The 15,385-nt window shown below is 74.4% G+C and carries 15 protein-coding genes and 1 pseudogene; 5 read left to right on the top strand and 11 right to left on the bottom strand.

What is annotated here, in order from left to right; genetic code table 11:
* Window positions 1-5: 5 nt before the first annotated feature.
* Window positions 6-1,213: pseudogene (locus IF99_RS0109790) on the bottom strand (IS110 family transposase).
* A gap of 212 nt (window positions 1,214-1,425) precedes the next feature.
* On the opposite strand from IF99_RS0109790, the gene IF99_RS0109785 reads away from it, so the two are divergent.
* On the top strand, window positions 1,426-1,740 hold the full coding sequence (locus IF99_RS0109785; protein WP_030995993.1) for a monovalent cation/H+ antiporter complex subunit F: 315 nt from the start codon (window positions 1,426-1,428) through the stop codon (window positions 1,738-1,740).
* Entirely contained in the window at window positions 1,737-2,135 is a 399-nt protein-coding gene (gene mnhG / locus IF99_RS0109780) for a monovalent cation/H(+) antiporter subunit G (RefSeq protein WP_030995992.1), read from the top strand. The genes IF99_RS0109785 and mnhG overlap by 4 nt, the downstream gene beginning before the upstream one ends.
* Window positions 2,136-2,259: 124 nt before the next feature.
* Here mnhG and IF99_RS0109775 read toward each other — a convergent pair whose 3' ends face one another.
* The 4 genes from IF99_RS0109775 to IF99_RS0109760 form a co-directional block, all read right to left on the bottom strand.
* A complete protein-coding gene (locus tag IF99_RS0109775) occupies window positions 2,260-3,762 on the bottom strand; it encodes an MFS transporter (RefSeq protein WP_030995991.1) in 1,503 nt (500 codons plus the stop codon).
* Between the two features lie 88 nt (window positions 3,763-3,850).
* A complete protein-coding gene (locus IF99_RS0109770) occupies window positions 3,851-6,244 on the bottom strand; it encodes a phosphoketolase (protein ID WP_030995990.1) in 2,394 nt (797 codons plus the stop codon).
* 168 nt (window positions 6,245-6,412) lie between these two features.
* On the bottom strand, window positions 6,413-6,691 hold the full coding sequence (locus tag IF99_RS0109765; protein WP_051703427.1) for a hypothetical protein: 279 nt from the start codon (window positions 6,689-6,691) through the stop codon (window positions 6,413-6,415).
* Window positions 6,692-6,737: 46 nt separating this feature from the next.
* Window positions 6,738-7,055: a GNAT family N-acetyltransferase gene (locus IF99_RS0109760; protein WP_030995988.1), complete on the bottom strand. Its 318-nt coding sequence runs from the start codon at window positions 7,053-7,055 to the stop codon at window positions 6,738-6,740.
* Between the two features lie 414 nt (window positions 7,056-7,469).
* Here IF99_RS0109760 and IF99_RS0109755 point away from each other — a divergent pair, with 414 nt between their 5' ends.
* Window positions 7,470-8,324 carry an NmrA family NAD(P)-binding protein gene (locus IF99_RS0109755; RefSeq protein WP_030995987.1) on the top strand — a complete coding sequence of 285 codons (855 nt, stop codon included), beginning with the start codon at window positions 7,470-7,472 and terminating at the stop codon, window positions 8,322-8,324.
* Window positions 8,325-8,394: 70 nt separating this feature from the next.
* On the opposite strand, the gene IF99_RS0109750 is transcribed toward IF99_RS0109755, so the two are convergent.
* From IF99_RS0109750 to IF99_RS0109740, 3 genes are all read right to left on the bottom strand, one after another.
* Window positions 8,395-8,595: a hypothetical protein gene (locus tag IF99_RS0109750; RefSeq protein ID WP_030995986.1), complete on the bottom strand. Its 201-nt coding sequence runs from the start codon at window positions 8,593-8,595 to the stop codon at window positions 8,395-8,397.
* A 185-nt stretch (window positions 8,596-8,780) separates the two neighbouring features.
* The gene (locus IF99_RS0109745) at window positions 8,781-9,395 is read right to left on the bottom strand and encodes a DsbA family protein (RefSeq protein WP_030995985.1); all 615 of its coding nucleotides are present in this window, start codon (window positions 9,393-9,395) and stop codon (window positions 8,781-8,783) included.
* 70 nt (window positions 9,396-9,465) lie between these two features.
* Window positions 9,466-10,203 (bottom strand): DUF1275 family protein, encoded by a 738-nt coding sequence (locus IF99_RS0109740; protein ID WP_030995984.1) that lies wholly within the window; start codon window positions 10,201-10,203, stop codon window positions 9,466-9,468.
* 243 nt (window positions 10,204-10,446) lie between these two features.
* Here IF99_RS0109740 and IF99_RS0109735 point away from each other — a divergent pair, with 243 nt between their 5' ends.
* Complete coding sequence (locus IF99_RS0109735) at window positions 10,447-11,913, top strand: MFS transporter (protein WP_030995983.1); 1,467 nt, start codon at window positions 10,447-10,449, stop codon at window positions 11,911-11,913.
* 146 nt (window positions 11,914-12,059) lie between these two features.
* Entirely contained in the window at window positions 12,060-12,182 is a 123-nt protein-coding gene (gene ykgO, locus IF99_RS0109730; protein ID WP_030995982.1) for a type B 50S ribosomal protein L36, read from the top strand.
* 81 nt (window positions 12,183-12,263) lie between these two features.
* Here the strand turns inward: ykgO and IF99_RS0109725 are convergent, their stop codons facing one another.
* The 3 genes from IF99_RS0109725 to IF99_RS0109715 all read right to left on the bottom strand — a co-directional run bounded on the left by IF99_RS0109725 (window position 12,264) and on the right by IF99_RS0109715 (window position 15,306).
* Entirely contained in the window at window positions 12,264-13,355 is a 1,092-nt protein-coding gene (locus IF99_RS0109725; RefSeq protein WP_030995981.1) for a hypothetical protein, read from the bottom strand.
* Window positions 13,356-13,446: 91 nt separating this feature from the next.
* On the bottom strand, window positions 13,447-14,703 hold the full coding sequence (locus tag IF99_RS0109720) for an SLC13 family permease (protein ID WP_037826698.1): 1,257 nt from the start codon (window positions 14,701-14,703) through the stop codon (window positions 13,447-13,449).
* 192 nt (window positions 14,704-14,895) lie between these two features.
* A complete protein-coding gene (locus tag IF99_RS0109715) occupies window positions 14,896-15,306 on the bottom strand; it encodes an organic hydroperoxide resistance protein (RefSeq protein ID WP_030995979.1) in 411 nt (136 codons plus the stop codon).
* Window positions 15,307-15,385: the final 79 nt, after the last annotated feature.

The raw sequence follows: 15,385 nt of genomic DNA, 5'->3' as shown, positions 1-15,385 counted from the left end.
CGAAGTCAAGCCGCGTGCGTGACCGGCGGGGCGGAGGTGAATATCCGTCCGTCACGCAGCAGGGCCCACAACACGCTCGCCCGTCGGCGGGCCAGGGCGATGACAGCCTGGACGTGCTTGCAGCCCTCACCGCGCTTCTTGAGGTAGAAGTCCCGGTTCGGTCCCTCGCGGATGATGCTGGTCTGCGCGGACATGTAGAAGACCCTGCGCAGGCGGCGGCTGTAGCGCTTGGGCCGGTGCAGATTGCCGGTGCGGCGGCCGGAGTCACGCGGGACGGGCACCAGCCCGGCCGCCGACGCCAGGTGGCCGGAGTCGGCATAGGCCGACAGGTCGCCGGCCGCGACGACGAACTCGGCACCGAGGATCGGTCCCATGCCGGGCAGGGACTCGATGATCTCGGCCTGGGGATGACTGCGGAACGTCTCGCGGATCTGCTTGTCGATCCGCTTCAGCCGGTCGTCCAGGGCCAGGATCTGGGCGGCCAGGTCGGCGACGATCTGGGCCGCGACGTCCTCGCCGGGCAGCGCGGTCTGCTGGGCCTGGGCGGCTTCCAGCGCGCTCGTGGCGACCATGTCGGCGCCGCGCACGCCGCGGTTGGCCAGCCAGGCCGTCAGCCTTGCCCGGCCGCGGCGGCGGATGGCGGCCGGGGTCTGGTAGCCCGTCAGCAGAACGAGAGCGCCCTTGTGGCTGCTGTAGTCGAAGGCCCGCTCCAGCGCGGGGAAGACGCCGGTCAGCACGTCGCGCAGACGGTTGATCATCCGCACCCGGTCGGCCACGAGGTCGGCGCGGTGAGCGGTCAGCAGCGCGAGGTCGGCGGCCAGCTGCGCGGGCACGTCGATCGTGGCGAAGTCGTTGCGGTGGCGGGCGGTCTCGGCGATGACGTAGGCGTCACGGGCATCGGTCTTCGCCTCACCCCGGTAGGCGCCCGACATGCGGTTGACGGTGCGTCCGGGCACGTAGACGGCCTGCTGGCCGTGCGCCGCGAGCAGGGCCAGCAGCAGTGCGGAGGACGTCCCGGAGATGTCCACCGCCCAGTGGACCTGGTCCGCCAGGTCGAGGATCTCGCCGAGCGCGGTCAGGATCGCCGACTCGTCGTTGTCGACCTTCTTCGACCACAAGGTCGCGCCGGATTCATCGACCACCGCAGTCCAGTGGAGTGGTGGCCCTTACCGGCATCGACACCGGCCCATACCCGGGCCTGTCGCTCGCTCACTCGCCCCTCCTCGTTCCGCCCGGCTTGCCGTCGGCCCGAGGAACACCCCGCTGTCATCTCCGTAATCAGCGACCGCACGAAGCGCGCACATCTCAATCAGCAGCCAGGGCGCCCCGGAGAGCCGGGCGGCCACTCCTCGGAAGCCACTGAAGGCAAGAAACCATAAGCCACACCCGGCCCTCCCGGGCCACCCAACAACTTACGGAGGAGACATGAGTGTGCTCGACACCGTGGAGAAGGACCTGATCCTCGCGGCGGGGGCGATGGTCGTGCTCGCGGGCGCGCTGCTGCTCGTACGGATCTGGCGCGGCCCCTCGATGCTGGACCGGGCCGTCGCGCTCGACGTCGTCGCGGCGCTCATCACCGCGGGCATCGGCGTCAAGGCCGCCTGGGACCGCGACCCCTTCTACATCCCGGTGATGCTCGTCCTCGCCTTCCTCGGCTTCACGGGCTCCGTCGGCATCGCCCGCTTCATCGCCGTCCGCGACCGCCCGAGGCCCGCACCCCCCAAGGGAGACCACCGATGAGCGCCTGGGCCCGCGCCGCCGACCTCGCCGGGGCCGTGCTCCTCCTCCTCGGCTGCCTCCAGTGCCTCCTGGGCGTCTTCGGGATGCTCCTGCTGCCTGATGTCCTCGCGCGCAGCCACTCCGCGACCAAGCCGCAGACCCTCGGCCTGCTCCTGATCGTCGCGGGCGTCGCGCTGAGGCTGCGCAACGGCATCGACAACGGCGCCCTCGCCCTCGTCGTCTTCTTCCAGTTCCTCACCGCTCCCGTCGCGTCCCACCTCGTCGCCCGCTCCGCCTACCGCACCCGCCAGCTCGTCGCCCACGACCTCGTCCGCGACGACCTCGATCCGCAGCTGAGCCCGGAGGAGGACGACGACGGGGGTCCGGCGGCGGAGGGGGACGCGCCGAGACCGTAGGGGCGTACCCCGGCCGCGCGCCCCGGTCCGCGCTCGTCGTGCCGCCGCGAGGTCGCGCGCCGCGCCCGCCACCGGCTCGCCCGGAGGGACGTGGGGGCGGCCCGCGCGGGTCAGCCGCCCTGCCTCAGCACCGGTCCCCGTCGCCTGGCTCCAGCGGGGGAGCGGCGAGGCCCGCGTGGGTGCGGCAGCGCGGCTCGGCGGTCTCCCGGCCGCGGGCCGGTGCGCCGGGGCGCCGTACGAAGCAGAGGGCGAGGGCCGCCGCGAGGACGAGCAGGCCGGCCATGCCCCAGGCCGCGCGGTGGAACGCCGCGTCGACCTGCGGGGCGTGGCGGTAGGCGTCGTCCGAGAGGCCGACGGCGAGCGGGAGCGCGGCGACCACGAGGAGCTGAGCGATGCGCGCCGCCGTGTTGTTCACACCGCTCGCGAGCCCCGCGCGCTCCGCCTCCACCGAGGCGAGCACCGTCGCCGTGAGCGGCGCCACGAAGACGCTCATCCCGAACCCCATCACCGCGACCGCCGGGAGAATGTCGGGGAAGTACGAGGCCCCCGGCGCGATCCGCAGCATCAGCAGCGCCCCGCCCGCGGCCACCAGCGGTCCCACGGTCAGGGGCACCCGAGGCCCGATCCGCCGCGCCAGATCGCCCGAGGGAGCCGACAGGACGAGCATGAGCAGCGTGATCGGCAGGCTCGCGACGCCCGCTTCGAACGCGTCGTACCCGAGACCGTTCTGCAACTGCACGGGCAGCAGGAACAGCACGCCGCCGATCGCCGCGTACAGGCACAGCGTCATGAGGTTCGTGACACTGAACAGGCGCGAGGAGAAGAGACCGAGCGGCAGCATCGGCTCCCGTGCCCGCCGCTCCACCGCGAGGAACGCCACGCCGGCCGCGAGCCCCACCCCGAGCGGAACGAGCAGCCGCCCGGGGCTCGCGCCCTTCGCCGTGATGAGCGCGTAGCTGATCCCCGCGAGGAAGAGCGCGCCGAGCGCCGCGCCCGTCCAGTCGAAGCGCCCCGTCGCCGCCGGGTCGCGGCTCTCAGGCACGTGCCGCAGCGCGAGCGCGAGGACGACCGCGCCGAGGGGCAGGTTGAGGAAGAAGATCCACCGCCAGCCCGGTCCGTCGATGAGCCACCCGCCGAGGAAGGGCCCCACCGCGCCCGCGACCCCGGTGAGCCCCGACCACGCGCCCACCGCCTTCGCCTGGTCCTCCTCACGGAACGAGGCCCGCACGAGCGCGAGCGAACCCGGCGTCAGAAGGGCCCCGCCCACCCCTTGGAGGGCCCGCGCCGCGATGAGCAGGCCGCCGTCCCACGCGAAGCCGCACAGCGCCGAGGCGAGCGCGAACCACACGACGCCCGCGACCAGCGTGCGCCGCCTGCCGAGCCGGTCGCCGAGCGCCCCGCCGAGGAGCAGGAGCGCCGAGAGCGTGAGCATGTACGCGTTGACGATCCACTGGAGCGTCGCGAGCGACACGTCGAGGTCGCTCCCGATGCGCGGCAGCGCGACGTTGACGACCGTCCCGTCGAGCATCGACATCCCCGAGGCGAGCACCGCGCACACGAGCACCCAGCGCCCGCGCCCCGAGGCCAGCGCGATACCGGCCCTCGGCACGGCGGCGGGGGCGCTCATCGCGTGCTCCGGCGGCCGGCCGCCGGAGCACCGGCCGGAGCCGTCGCCCGGCCGTTCACCGCGTCCGCGCCGTCGGCCATCGCCGGACTCACCCTTCCCAGTGCCACTGCGCCACTTCGGGCAGGTCCTCACCGTACTCCCGGACCCACGCGCGGTGCCGCGTGCGCGTGTCCGCCACCTCCTGGCGCAGCGCCGCCTGCCGCTGCGCCAGCCCCGGCACGCGGTCGATGACGTCCATCACGAGCCGGTAGCGGTCGAGGTCGTTGAGGACGACCATGTCGAACGGCGTCGTCGTGGTCCCGCGCTCCTTGTATCCGCGCACGTGCAGGTGAGGGTGGACGGCACGGCGGTAGGCGAGCCGGTGGATCAGCCACGGGTAGCCGTGGTACGCGAAGATGACCGGCTTGTCCTTCGTGAAGAGGCCGTCGAAGTCGGCGTCGGGCATACCGTGCGGGTGCTCGCTCGCCGGGAGGAGCCGGGCGAGGTCCACGACGTTCACGACCCTGACCGCCAGCTCCGGGAGCCGCTGCCGCAGGATCTGCGCGGCGGCCAGGATCTCCAGCGTCGGGGTGTCCCCGGCGCAGGCGAGCACGACATCGGGCAGGCGCCCCTCCTCGGTGCCCGCCCACTCCCAGATCCCGGCGCCGCGCGCGCAGTGCCCCCGCGCCTCGTCGAGCGTCAGCCAGTCGAAGGAGGGCTGCTTCCCTGCCATCACGACGTTGACGTACTCGCGGCTCTGGAGCACGTGCTCGGCCGTGGACAGGGCGGTGTTGGCGTCCGGCGGCAGATAGACCCGTACGACCTCGGGGCTCTTGTTGAGCACGTGGTCGATGAAGCCCGGGTCCTGGTGCGAGAAGCCGTTGTGGTCCTGCCGCCACACGTGGGAGGAGAGCAGGTAGTTGAGGGACGGCACCGGCGCCCGCCAGGGCAGCTTCCGCGCGGTGCCCAGCCACTTGATGTGCTGATTGGCCATCGAGTCGATGATGTGCGCGAACGCCTCGTACGTGGAGAACATGCCGTGCCTGCCGGTCAGGGTGTACCCCTCCAGCCAGCCCTGGCACATGTGCTCCGAGAGCACCTCCATGACCCGCCCGTCGCGCGTCAGGTGCTCGTCGACCGGCAGGATCTCCTCCTGCCACGTCTTCGCCGTCACGTCGTACACGGCGCCCAGCCGGTTCGACGCCGTCTCGTCCGGCCCCATGAGGCGGAAGTCCCGCCGGTCCGCCGTGAGGTCCATGATCCGCGCGAGGTACTGGCCGAGCACCCGGGTCGGCTCGTGCGTGCTCGCACCCGGCCGTTCGACCGTGACGGCGAAGTCCTCCAGCGGGGGAGCGGGCAGGGAACGCGTGAGCCGTCCGCCGTTCGCGTGCGGACTGGAGCCGAGCCGCAGATCGCCGTCCGGCACGCACTCCAGGACCCGCGCGCGCGGCCGGCCCCGCTCGTCGAACAGCTCCTCGGGCCGGTAGGAGCGCATCCACTCCTCCAGCTGGCGCAGGTGCTCCGGGTCCGTGCGCACCTCGGCGAGCGGCACCTGGTGCGCGCGCCACGTGCCCTCGACCGGCAGCCCGCCGACCATCTCCGGGCCCGTCCAGCCCTTCGGCGTGCGCAGGACGATCATCGGCCAGTGCGCCCGGTCCGTGGAACGGCCCCTGCGCGCCTCGGCCTGGATCTCGTCGATCCTGCCGACCGCCTGCGCGAGCGCCCCGGCCATCTGCCGGTGCACGTGCGCCGGGTCGTCGCCCACGACCTCGATCGGCCGGTACCCGTACCCGCGCAGGAGGTCGTGCAGTTCCGTCTCGGGCAGGCGCGCGAGGATGGTCGGGTTGGCGATCTTGTAGCCGTTGAGGTGCAGGATCGGCAGGACCGCGCCGTCGTGCACCGGGTCGAGGAACTTGTTGGAGTGCCAGGAGCCCGCGAGCGGGCCGGTCTCCGACTCGCCGTCACCGATGACGCAGGCGACGAGCAGGTCCGGGTTGTCGAAGGCGGCGCCGTACGCGTGCAGCAGCGAGTACCCCAGCTCCCCGCCCTCGTGGATCGAGCCCGGCAGCTCCGGGGAGACGTGGCTCGGCACCCCGCCGGGGAACGAGAACTGCTTGAACAGGCGCTTCATGCCCGGCTCGTCGCGGCTGACGTCCGGATAGATGTCCGAGTACGAGCCCTCCAGCCAGCTGTTCGCGAGGACGCCGGGACCACCGTGCCCCGGCCCCCAGATGCACACCGCCTGCTGCCGGCGCAGCCGGATCAGCCGGTTGAGGTGCGTGTACACGAGGTTGAGCCCGGGGACCGTGCCCCAGTGGCCGAGGAGGCGGGGCTTGATCTGCTCCGGGCGCAGCGGCTCCCGCAGCAGCGGGTTGTCCATGAGGTAGACCTGCCCGACGGCCAGGTAGTTGGCGGCCCGCCAGTGCGCCAGCAGCGCCTCCAGCTCCGTGTCCGAAAGCTCGGGTGCCACGGGGGCCGGTGTCTCGTACGTGAATTCCTGCATCGCAAGCCTCTCAGCACGGCGGTTGGTGACACCTGTCGGTCACGGCCTCGGCGCGTGGCCGCTGGTCGCCGGGGCGGCCGACGGCACCGCACCCGCTCCCTCCCCGTTCCCCCCCACCCGCCCCGGCACGCGGGCCGACCGGCCCCTCTCCTCGGGGCCGGTCGGCCCTCAGCCGTGCGCCGCGCGGCGGCTCCCCGCCCGGTCGCGCAAGGGGCGGTGCGCCGAGTGGCCGCGGGCGCCCCACGGGGAGCGCGTCTCGCGCCGCTCCCCCCGCGGCGTCGCGACGGCGAGGTCACCGCGCGGGGGGAGCACCCCGTCCTCGGGCGGCGCGAGGCGTCTCGGCACGCGCGCCCGCTCCGGGTGGCCCGGCCGCTGGCACGGGAGCGCCCCGCTCGGGCGGCGTCCGACCACCTCGGCGCTTTCCGCCGTCTGTCGAACGTCCGGCATCGCTCAGCTCCTCGGCCTCGTCGCTTCGGGGCCCCTCGCCCGTGGCTCAGTCGGTGACCTTGCTCCGCTCCGCGTAGAGCAGGTCCTGGTACTCGGGGTGCCGGGCGATCCAGCCGGAGTAGAAGGGGCACACCGCGAGCACCGAGACCCCTGCGGCGCGCGCCTCGTCGAGCGACGTCCTCACGAGCGCGCTGCCCACGCCCCGGCCCTCGAAGGCGGGCTCGACGACGGTGTGCACGAAGGCGATGAGGTCCTTCGTGCGGATGTACTGGGCGAACCCCGCGACCTCGCCGTCGATCGTCGCCTCGTACCGGTCCGCCTCGGGGTGATCGCTCACCTCGGCCGCGGCCCTCTTCTCGCTCATCGCTCTCCCCTCACCCGCTCCGCCCACCGCGGCCGGTGTCCGACAGCTTGCCGTGCCGGGGGACGGGACGCGAGCGGTGGGCATCCGGGGAGGCGGCGGATCACGGCGGCGGGGGAAAGCCGGGTGGTCCCGGTTCCCTCGCCGGGACGCCCACGTCGGGCGCGACAGCGTGGGTGGGCGGGCGCCCCGGGCCGGGAGACCGGCAGCGGGGCCTCACCGGCCTGGTCGCGCCCGGTCGGGTGGGAGCCCTGGGCGGGGGAGGGGCTCGCCCGGCCGCCCGCTCGCCCGTTCGGCACGCTCCCCTGGCCCGGCGGCCCCCGGGGGACGAGGGTGGGGGTGCGTGCGGGCTCGGGCGGGACGGGGCACGCGTCGGCGGGGATTTCCGGTGGTGTGGAGCGGCAGGAAGGGTGTGCGATGAAGATCGCCGTACTCGGGGCGACCGGAGGACAGGGCGGTGCCGTCGTCACGGCACTGCGCGAGGCGGGGCGGCCCGTGCGGGCCGTCGTGCGCGATCCGGGGCACACCAGGGCGCGTGCGCTCGCGGCCTCCGGTGTCGAGGTGGTCGGCGCCGACCTGGAGGACACCGACGCGCTCGCCGCCGCCTTCCAGGGCGCGGCCGCCGCCTTCGCCGTCACGACCCCCTTCGAGGCGGGCCTCGACGCCGAGAAGGCGCAGGGCGTCGCGATCATCGACGCCGCCGCCCGCTCCGCGCTGCCCTTCCTCGTCATGGCCTCGGTCGCGAGCGCAGACCGGGGGACCGGCATCCCGCACTTCGAGACCAAGGCGCACACCGAGAAGATCCTCGCCGCCTCGGGACTCCCCGCGACGGTCGTCGCGCCCACGTACTTCTACGACAACGTCTTCGGCGAACTCCAGGAGGTCGCGGACGGCGAGATCACGATGGCGCTGCCGCCGGACAGGCGCCTCCAGCAGGTCGCCCGCGCCGACCTCGGCCGGCTCGTCGCCTCCGTGCTCGACGACCCGGTGCGCTGGCGCGGGCAGCGCATCGAGGTCGCGGGCGACGACCCGACCCCCGCCGAGATGGCCCGCGACATCGGCCGGGCGGCGGGCGGGCAGGTCGACTACCGGCAGATCCCGCTGGAGGCGGTGGCGAGCGCGAGCGCCGACATGGGGGCGATGTACGCGTACCTCGCCGAGGTGGGCTACCAGGTCGACATCCCCGCGCTGCGCGCCGCGTTCCCCGGGATCCCCTGGACCTCCTACGCGGACTGGGCGGCGGCCCAGTCGTGGCCGACGCCGGGCGGCTGACCGCACCGGGATGCGACGAAGAGGCGGCTCCCGCCAGCGGGAACCACCCTCCGTCCGTGCCCTGCGCCGCTCAGGGCAGCAGCCGCTCGATGGCCTCGCGGCCCTCCTCGGCGAGCTTCTTGCGCGCCCATTCCAGGTTCTCGGGAGTCACGTCGCGACCGGTGGCCTGGACGAGATCCTCGGGCGTCACCTCCTGGTCCGCACCCGTGTGCAGTTCGTCGTCGGGAGTGACGACGTGGGGCAGCTCCTCCGGGTTCTTCTCGCCTGCCATCTGCGGCCTCCTCGGTGTCGGCGCGGCGTGTGCGGCCGCGCGTCCTGTCCGTCAATCTTCGTCGGCCCCACGCCACCCGGCCACTCGGCGGGAGGACGTCCGGCCGTGCGGGACCACGTACCCGCCGTACGGCGGTGGAACACCCGCATTCCGCCGCACGGCGCGGGACACCCGCGCCGTGCGGCTCACGACACCTGCGCGAGGAACGACTCCGGCGTGACCGGGTAGCCGCCGGGCCCGAGCACCGCGACCGGCTCGCCGTCGAGGAGCACGGTGGGTGTCGCGTGCACCGAGCTGTCCACGAAAGCCTGGGCCACGGACCGTGCCCAGGGCCGGTACGTCCCCGCCCGTACCTTGTCCGCGAAGCCGTCCTCGCCGAGCCCGGGCACCTCGGCCGCGAGCCGGACGAGCAGGTCGTCGTCCGCGAAGCGATCGTCCTCCTCGGGCGGCTGCTCGGCGAAGAGCAGCCGCAGGAAGAGCACGAACGGTCCTGGACCCTCGTCGAGCGCCGCGCCGAGGGCCGCGAGCGCGTGCAGCGAGCCGCTGCCGCCCGCGCCGTCGTCGATGAAGGTCGCGAAGTGGTACTCGACGCGGAAGCGCCCCGCGTCGGCCGCCTCCTGGATGACCATGCCGAGCCCGTTCTCCATGCGCTTGCAGTACGGGCAGCGCGGATCGAGGTACACGCTCAGGACCCGCCCCGCACCGTCGTCGCCGTAGCGGACGATGGTGCCGTCCGGGCCCGACGTGTGCGCGGGTACGGGATGCGTGTCCGTGGTGTCGCCGGGGGTGCGTGGGGTCATGCCTCCAGGCTGGGGCCACCCGCACACGGGCGCAAAACGGGCACGAGGCGCCGGTCGGCCGTGGTGCCGGTCAGTCCTCGGACGGTGCCTGTCCGCGTCCGGGCCGCAAGGCCCCTACGGCCCCGGGCCGCAGAGCCCGTACGAGCCCGAGCGCCGCCATCGTCACGACGAGGATGGCCGCGGGGAGGACCGCTGCCCATGCCCGCGCCGTGCGGAGCAGGAGCGCGGTGAGCGCCGCGCCGAGGACGAGGGCGCACAGCCGTGCCGCCGGTCCGGCGGCCCGCCGGAGCCCCCCTCCGCGCGCCAGATCGAGCAGGAGCGTCGTGAGGGTGCTCGTGAAGAACGTCGTCGGCGCGCCCGAGGGGCCGAGCGCGAGGACGGCGGACGCCTGCGCGCCCATCGCCGCCGCGAGCGCCGCGAGCAGCACGTACGCCTCGCTCCCCGTCGGCCACCCCGCCGCCCACACCGCGGCGACGGCCGCGAGCACCACCGCCTCGGCCGCGAGCACCCGCAGCGGTCCGCCCCACCGCGCCCGCAGCGCGGGCGCCGCGCACACCGTCCCGAGCACGTACCCGCCGACGGCCGCCGCCGGGGCGACGACGCCTTCCGGCAGCCCCGCGCCGCCGAGGGCCACCCCGAGGAAGACGAGGTTGCCCGTCATGACCCCCGCGAAGGCGCCGCCCAGCGCCACCACGGCGAGCGCGTCGACGGCGCCCGAGGCGAGGCTCAGCGCGAGCAGCGGCCACAGCGGGACGCCCGCCGTGCGCGGACCGACGGCACGGGTGCTCCCGCTCCCCGGCTCCTTCACGTGGGACTCCGTTCCCTGGTTCCCGAGGTGGCGTGCCCTGCCACCCGCCGCGCGGGACTTCCCTCCGCCCGCGCTCCGTCAGCAGACCACGTGCCCGCCCCGAACCGGGCGAGGACCGCGCCCACCGGCGGTGCGGGGGAGCGCGCACCGGCACAGAATCGGGGTACGCGCAGCCAGGCCGCCGCGCGACCTGCGGTCATCCGCGGCACGGAGCCCGCCCGTCCGACGCACAGAGGAGTTCACGTGGCCCAGCAGGAACCGGCTTCCCCGGCCCAGGAGGAGGAGTACACACCGGACCCCAACCGGTGGAAGGCCCTCGCCGTCTGTCTGGTCGCCGGGTTCATGACGCTCCTCGACGTGTCGATCGTGAACGTGGCGCTCCCCTCGATCCGCACGGGTCTCCACACCCCCGAGTCGGACCTGCAGTGGGTCCTGTCCGGCTACGCGCTCTCCTTCGGCCTCTTCCTCGTCCCCTCGGGCCGGCTCGGCGACGCGCGCGGCAGGCGGCGCGTGTTCATGACCGGGCTCGTCCTGTTCACGCTCGCCTCCGCGTCCTGCGGGGCCGCGCAGTCGAGCCTGTGGCTCGTGATCTCGCGGCTCGTCCAGGGCGTCGCCGGCGGGCTCGTCGCGCCGCAGATCTCCGCGCTCATCCAGCAGATGTTCCGGGGCAGGGAGCGCGGCAAGGCGTTCGGCGCCTTCGGCTCGGTCGTCGGCATCTCGACGGCGGTCGGACCGCTGCTCGGCGGCCTCCTCATCCAGGCGGCGGGCCCCGACGAGGGCTGGCGCTGGGTCTTCTACGTGAACCTGCCGATCGGCGCGCTCTGCCTCGTCCTCGCCCACCGGCTCCTCCCCGACACACCGGGCGCGCGCGGGGTGCGGCTGCGCGCACTCGATCCCGTGGGGGTGCTGCTGCTCGGCGCGGGTGTGGTCGCGCTGCTGCTGCCCTTCGTGCAGTCCCGGCAGTGGCCCGGCGACGAGAAGTACCTGCTGCTCGTGGTCTCCGCCGTGCTGCTCGCCGCCTTCGCGTGGTGGGAGCGGCGCTGCACGCGCTCGGGCGCCGAGCCGCTGCTCGACCTCGCGCTCTACCGGGTGCGCTCGTACGCGCTCGGTTCCTCGCTGGGCCTGCTCTACTTCGCGGGATTCACATCGATCTTCTTCGTGAGCACGCTCTACCTCCAGAGCGGACTGCACTACACGGCGCTCCAGGCGGGGCTCACGCTCACGCCCTTCGCGCTCGGTTCGGGACTCTCGGCGGGGATCGGCGGCCGGTTCGTCGACCGGCTCGGGCGCCCGCTCGTCGTCGCGGGGCTGCTCATGGTCGCGATCGGCCTCGCGTGCACGGCCTTCGTGGTGCACCAGGTGACCGGCAAGGGCATCGGCTGGGCCCTCATCGCCCCACTGCTCTTCGCCGGTCTCGGCAGCGGTCTCGTCATCTCGCCGAACCAGACCCTCACCCTTTCGGAGGTACCGGTGCGCAGGGCGGGCAGCGCGGGCGGCGCCCTCCAGACGGGGCAGCGCGTCGGCTCGGCGATCGGCATCGCCGCCGTGGGCTCCGTCTTCTTCGGCCGCCTCGCGGACGACGGCTGGTCGAACGCCTACGACCACGGCCTCATCGTCTCGGTCGGCTTCGTCGTCGCCGCGCTGCTCGTCGCGGTCGCGGACGTGGTGGCGGGACGGCGCCGGAAGGGCGCGGGACGAGCGCGGGCGTGAGGTGTTCTGGGGGCAGGGATAGGCGGGACGGGGGAGGCGGCGCGGTGGGGACCGGCGGGCGGGAATGCGCCGCCCGCGCGCGTGGTTGTCATGCACATCGTCGGCTGGGTGTCCCATAGCCCCGCCCCGCAGCGAAAGGTGGCGCCGTGAAGGTACGCAACTCGCTCCGCGCCCTCAAGAGCCGTCCCGGTTCCCAGGTGGTCCGCCGGCGCGGCCGCGTCTACGTCCTCAACCGCAAGGACCCCCGCCAGAAGGCCCGCCAGGGCTGAGGCCGCCGCCGCACTCCGGGCGGCCGTGCCACGGAGCCCCCGTACCGCGCTGGGACGGGGGCTCCGGCGCGTCCGGGACCCTCAGGAGCGGATGTCCCTGCGGGCGCGCAGGACGAGGCCCGTGCCCCCGACGACCAGAGTCGCCGAGAGGCCGATCAGCCACATCGCGAGAGGGGTGCCGGTCCCCACGAGCAAGCCGGGGCCGCCCGGCAGGGCGCCGGTCGCGGTTCCGCCCATGGCGGCGGGCGCACCCGGCGCGGGCGGGACTGCGGACCGGCTCGGGGCGTGCGTGGGCGTCGGGGAGGACACCGGCGTGGGCGAAGCCGGGCCGGTGAGCGCGTGTGTCGGGGAGCCCCCGGCCGGAGCCGGGACCGGCGCGGGTGAGGTCGTCGGCGCGCAGTCGGCCGTCACCTCGCCGAGCCTCAGGTCCAGGATCTGGCCCTGATAGGCGATGTCGCCCCGCACGCTCCTGAGCGTGCCCGTCACCCGCATCCGGACCCCCGCGCGCGCCGCGTGCGCGCGCTCGGGGCCCCCGTCCAGCGGTTGCCGGTACTCCTCGTAGGTCACCGTGAGCGTGCCGGTCCCGATCGTCGAAGGATGCTTCAGCTCGGCGCCCGTCACCTGGAGGGTCGTGGTGCCGCGCGGGACGGGATGACCGAGGACCTCGGCCTCCCACGCCCCGGCCCGCGCGTAGGCGCGGGCGGACGGGCCTTGGGGCGGTGGGGTGCACTCGGCGTAGGTGTCGAGCGGGCCCGCCTCCGGCCGGACCGCGGCCCACTCGGTCCCGCCGAGCCTCAGGCTCACGCCCGGGACCTGCGCTCGCGCGCCGGCGTCGGCGGCGCGGGCGACCTTCCGGCCCGTCACGGTCAGGTACCGGAGCACCCCGTCCGGGTCGGTGAAGTCGCCGTTGTCGGGAGCGCCCGCGCGGGGCGCGTCCGCGATCCCGTACGTGCCGTCGAAGGGGCCGATGCCGAGCGGGGCGACGGGTGCGAGCGTGAGTCCGGCGAGTCGCGCGTGCGCCCGTTGCCCGGCCCCGGGCACGGGCGGGGTGGTCTCCGCCGCCTGCGCCGGGGACCAGGCGGTCGCGACGGCCGCCGCGGCGAGGCCGAGTGTCGCGGCCGGGAGGCCGAGCCGGATCCGTCTCGTGTACGTCCTCGTGTGCTGCCTGTTCACGGCGGCAGACTAAGCGCCCACGGTCATTTGATCGCGTTTATCCGCTTTTATATGAGGTGTGTCGCGAGGTGAGGGCTGGCCGCCGCTCCGCTCAGCCGAGCCCCAGCCGCAGCCCCGCCCAGAGCGCGGCCGTCGCCCCGGCGAGCGTGAGCGGCACGGTGAGGAGGCCGAGCCGCGTGAAGGCGCCGAGCGAGGCGCGTTCCCCGTGGTCGTGCAGGACGCGGCGCCACAACAGCGTGGCGAGCGAGCCCGCGTAGGTCAGGTTCGGCCCGAGGTTGACGCCGATGAGCGCGGCCAGCACGGGCCCCGCGCCGCCCGGGGCCACGATCGGCAGGAGCGCGAGCACGGCGGGGAGGTTGTTGATGACGTTGGCGAGGAGTGCGGCGAGCCCGGCGACGGCGAGCAGCGCGACGAAGGAGTCCCCGGCGGGGACGAGGTGTCCGAGCCCGTGCTCCAGCCCGTTGCTCACGACCGCCTGCACGACGACGCCGAGGGCGAGGACGAAGAGGCAGAAGAGCGGGGCGGCGGAGGCGACGAGGCGGCGCGGCGTCGTACGCCCCCGGACGAGGGCGCGTCCCCCGAGCACGACGACCCCGCCGAGGGCGGCCCAGGCCGGTTCGAGCCCCGCGAGCGAGGTGAGGAAGAAACCGGCGAGCGTGAGCCCGACCACGACGAACGTGAAGCGGGGCGCGCGCGGGGTGGCCGGCCGCTCTCCGGCGGTGACCCCGGCGGCGAGGTCCTTGCGGAAGTACGCCCGGAAGACCCCGTACTCCAGCAGGATGGCGACGAGCCAGGGCACCGCCATGAGCCCGGCGAAGCCGAGGAAGCTCAGGCCGCTCGCCGAGAAGGCGAGGAGGTTGGTGAGGTTGGAGACGGGCAGCAGGAGCGAGGCGGCGTTGGCGAGGTGCGCGGTCGCGTAGACCTGCGGGCGCGGCCGGGCCCCGGCGTGCGCCGCGGTCGCGAAGACCACCGGCGTGAGCAGGACGACCGTCGCGTCCAGGCTCAGGGCCGCCGTCACGACCGCCGCGACCGCGAAGACACCGCCGAGCATCCGGGTCGCGCTGCCCCCGCACCAGCGCGCCACCCAGGCCCCGGCCACCTGGAAGAGACCGTCGGCGGCGCAGAGCTGGGCGAGCATCAGGATCAGGGCGAGGAAGCCGACGACGGGGAGCAGGGTGCGCACCTGCTCCCAGGCCGCGTGCCACGACACCGCGCCGACCGCGACGAGCAGCGCGGCCCCGGGCACGGCCGCCGCCGCCTCGGGCAGCCCGCGCGGGCGCGCGACGGCGAAGAAGAGCACGCCGAGCAGGACGGCGACGGACAGGATCTCGGCGGGCACGGTGCTCAGCGAAAGCTCCACGAAGGGCGCGGGCCAGGGGGAGTGGCCGGGGGCAGTGACGGACCAAGGTTCCCACCAGGGGGTACGGGCCGCGCGCGAGGCCCACCCGCGGCGCCGTACACCGCTCGGGCCCGGAGCGCTGGGATGCGCTCCGGGCCCGGGTCGTGGTCCGTGCGGGGCGGACGCGCCCCGCACGGCGGGTCACTCGACGACGAGGTCCACGTCGATGTTGCCGCGCGTGGCCTTGGAGTACGGGCACACCTGGTGGGCCTGCTCGACGAGCTTCTGGCCCGTCTCGGCGTCGATCGTGTCGGGAAGCTCGACGCGCAGGGTCACCTTGAGGCCGAAGCTCGCGCCGTCCTTGCCGATGCCGACCTCGGCGGTGACGGAGGCGTCGCTCGTGTCGGCGCCCGCCTGCTTCGAGACCAGGCCGAGGGCGCTCGCGAAGCAGGCCGCGTAACCGGCGGCGAAGAGCTGCTCGGGGTTGGTGCCCTTGCCGTCGCCGCCCAGGGCGGGCGGCATCGCGAGACCGAGGTCGAGCTGGCCGTCCGAGCTGACCGCGCGGCCCTCGCGCCCGTTCGCCGTGGCCACCGCCGTGTAGATCGCGTCCATGGAGTCCATCCCTCTTCGCTGTCGTGAGCTTGTTGCCGTGCCAGAAGTAGAGCACACAATTAAGTTGTGCACAACTTAA

The sequence above is a fragment of the Streptomyces sp. NRRL F-5630 genome, from assembly GCF_000719475.1.
Classification (GTDB): domain Bacteria; phylum Actinomycetota; class Actinomycetes; order Streptomycetales; family Streptomycetaceae; genus Streptomyces.
This window is presented reverse-complemented; position numbering and strand designations above follow the sequence as displayed.

Excerpts from the sequence above, each read along its gene's own strand:
- IF99_RS0109785 (WP_030995993.1), top strand. The coding sequence starts at position 1,426 with ATGAGTGTGCTCGACACCGTGGAGAAGGACCTGATCCTCGCGGCGGGG.
- mnhG (WP_030995992.1), top strand. The coding sequence starts at position 1,737 with ATGAGCGCCTGGGCCCGCGCCGCCGACCTCGCCGGGGCCGTGCTCCTC.
- IF99_RS0109775 (WP_030995991.1), bottom strand. The coding sequence starts at position 3,762 with ATGAGCGCCCCCGCCGCCGTGCCGAGGGCCGGTATCGCGCTGGCCTCG.
- IF99_RS0109770 (WP_030995990.1), bottom strand. The coding sequence starts at position 6,244 with ATGCAGGAATTCACGTACGAGACACCGGCCCCCGTGGCACCCGAGCTT.
- IF99_RS0109765 (WP_051703427.1), bottom strand. The coding sequence starts at position 6,691 with ATGCCGGACGTTCGACAGACGGCGGAAAGCGCCGAGGTGGTCGGACGC.
- IF99_RS0109760 (WP_030995988.1), bottom strand. The coding sequence starts at position 7,055 with ATGAGCGAGAAGAGGGCCGCGGCCGAGGTGAGCGATCACCCCGAGGCG.
- IF99_RS0109755 (WP_030995987.1), top strand. The coding sequence starts at position 7,470 with ATGAAGATCGCCGTACTCGGGGCGACCGGAGGACAGGGCGGTGCCGTC.
- IF99_RS0109750 (WP_030995986.1), bottom strand. The coding sequence starts at position 8,595 with ATGGCAGGCGAGAAGAACCCGGAGGAGCTGCCCCACGTCGTCACTCCC.
- IF99_RS0109745 (WP_030995985.1), bottom strand. The coding sequence starts at position 9,395 with ATGACCCCACGCACCCCCGGCGACACCACGGACACGCATCCCGTACCC.
- IF99_RS0109715 (WP_030995979.1), bottom strand. The coding sequence starts at position 15,306 with ATGGACGCGATCTACACGGCGGTGGCCACGGCGAACGGGCGCGAGGGC.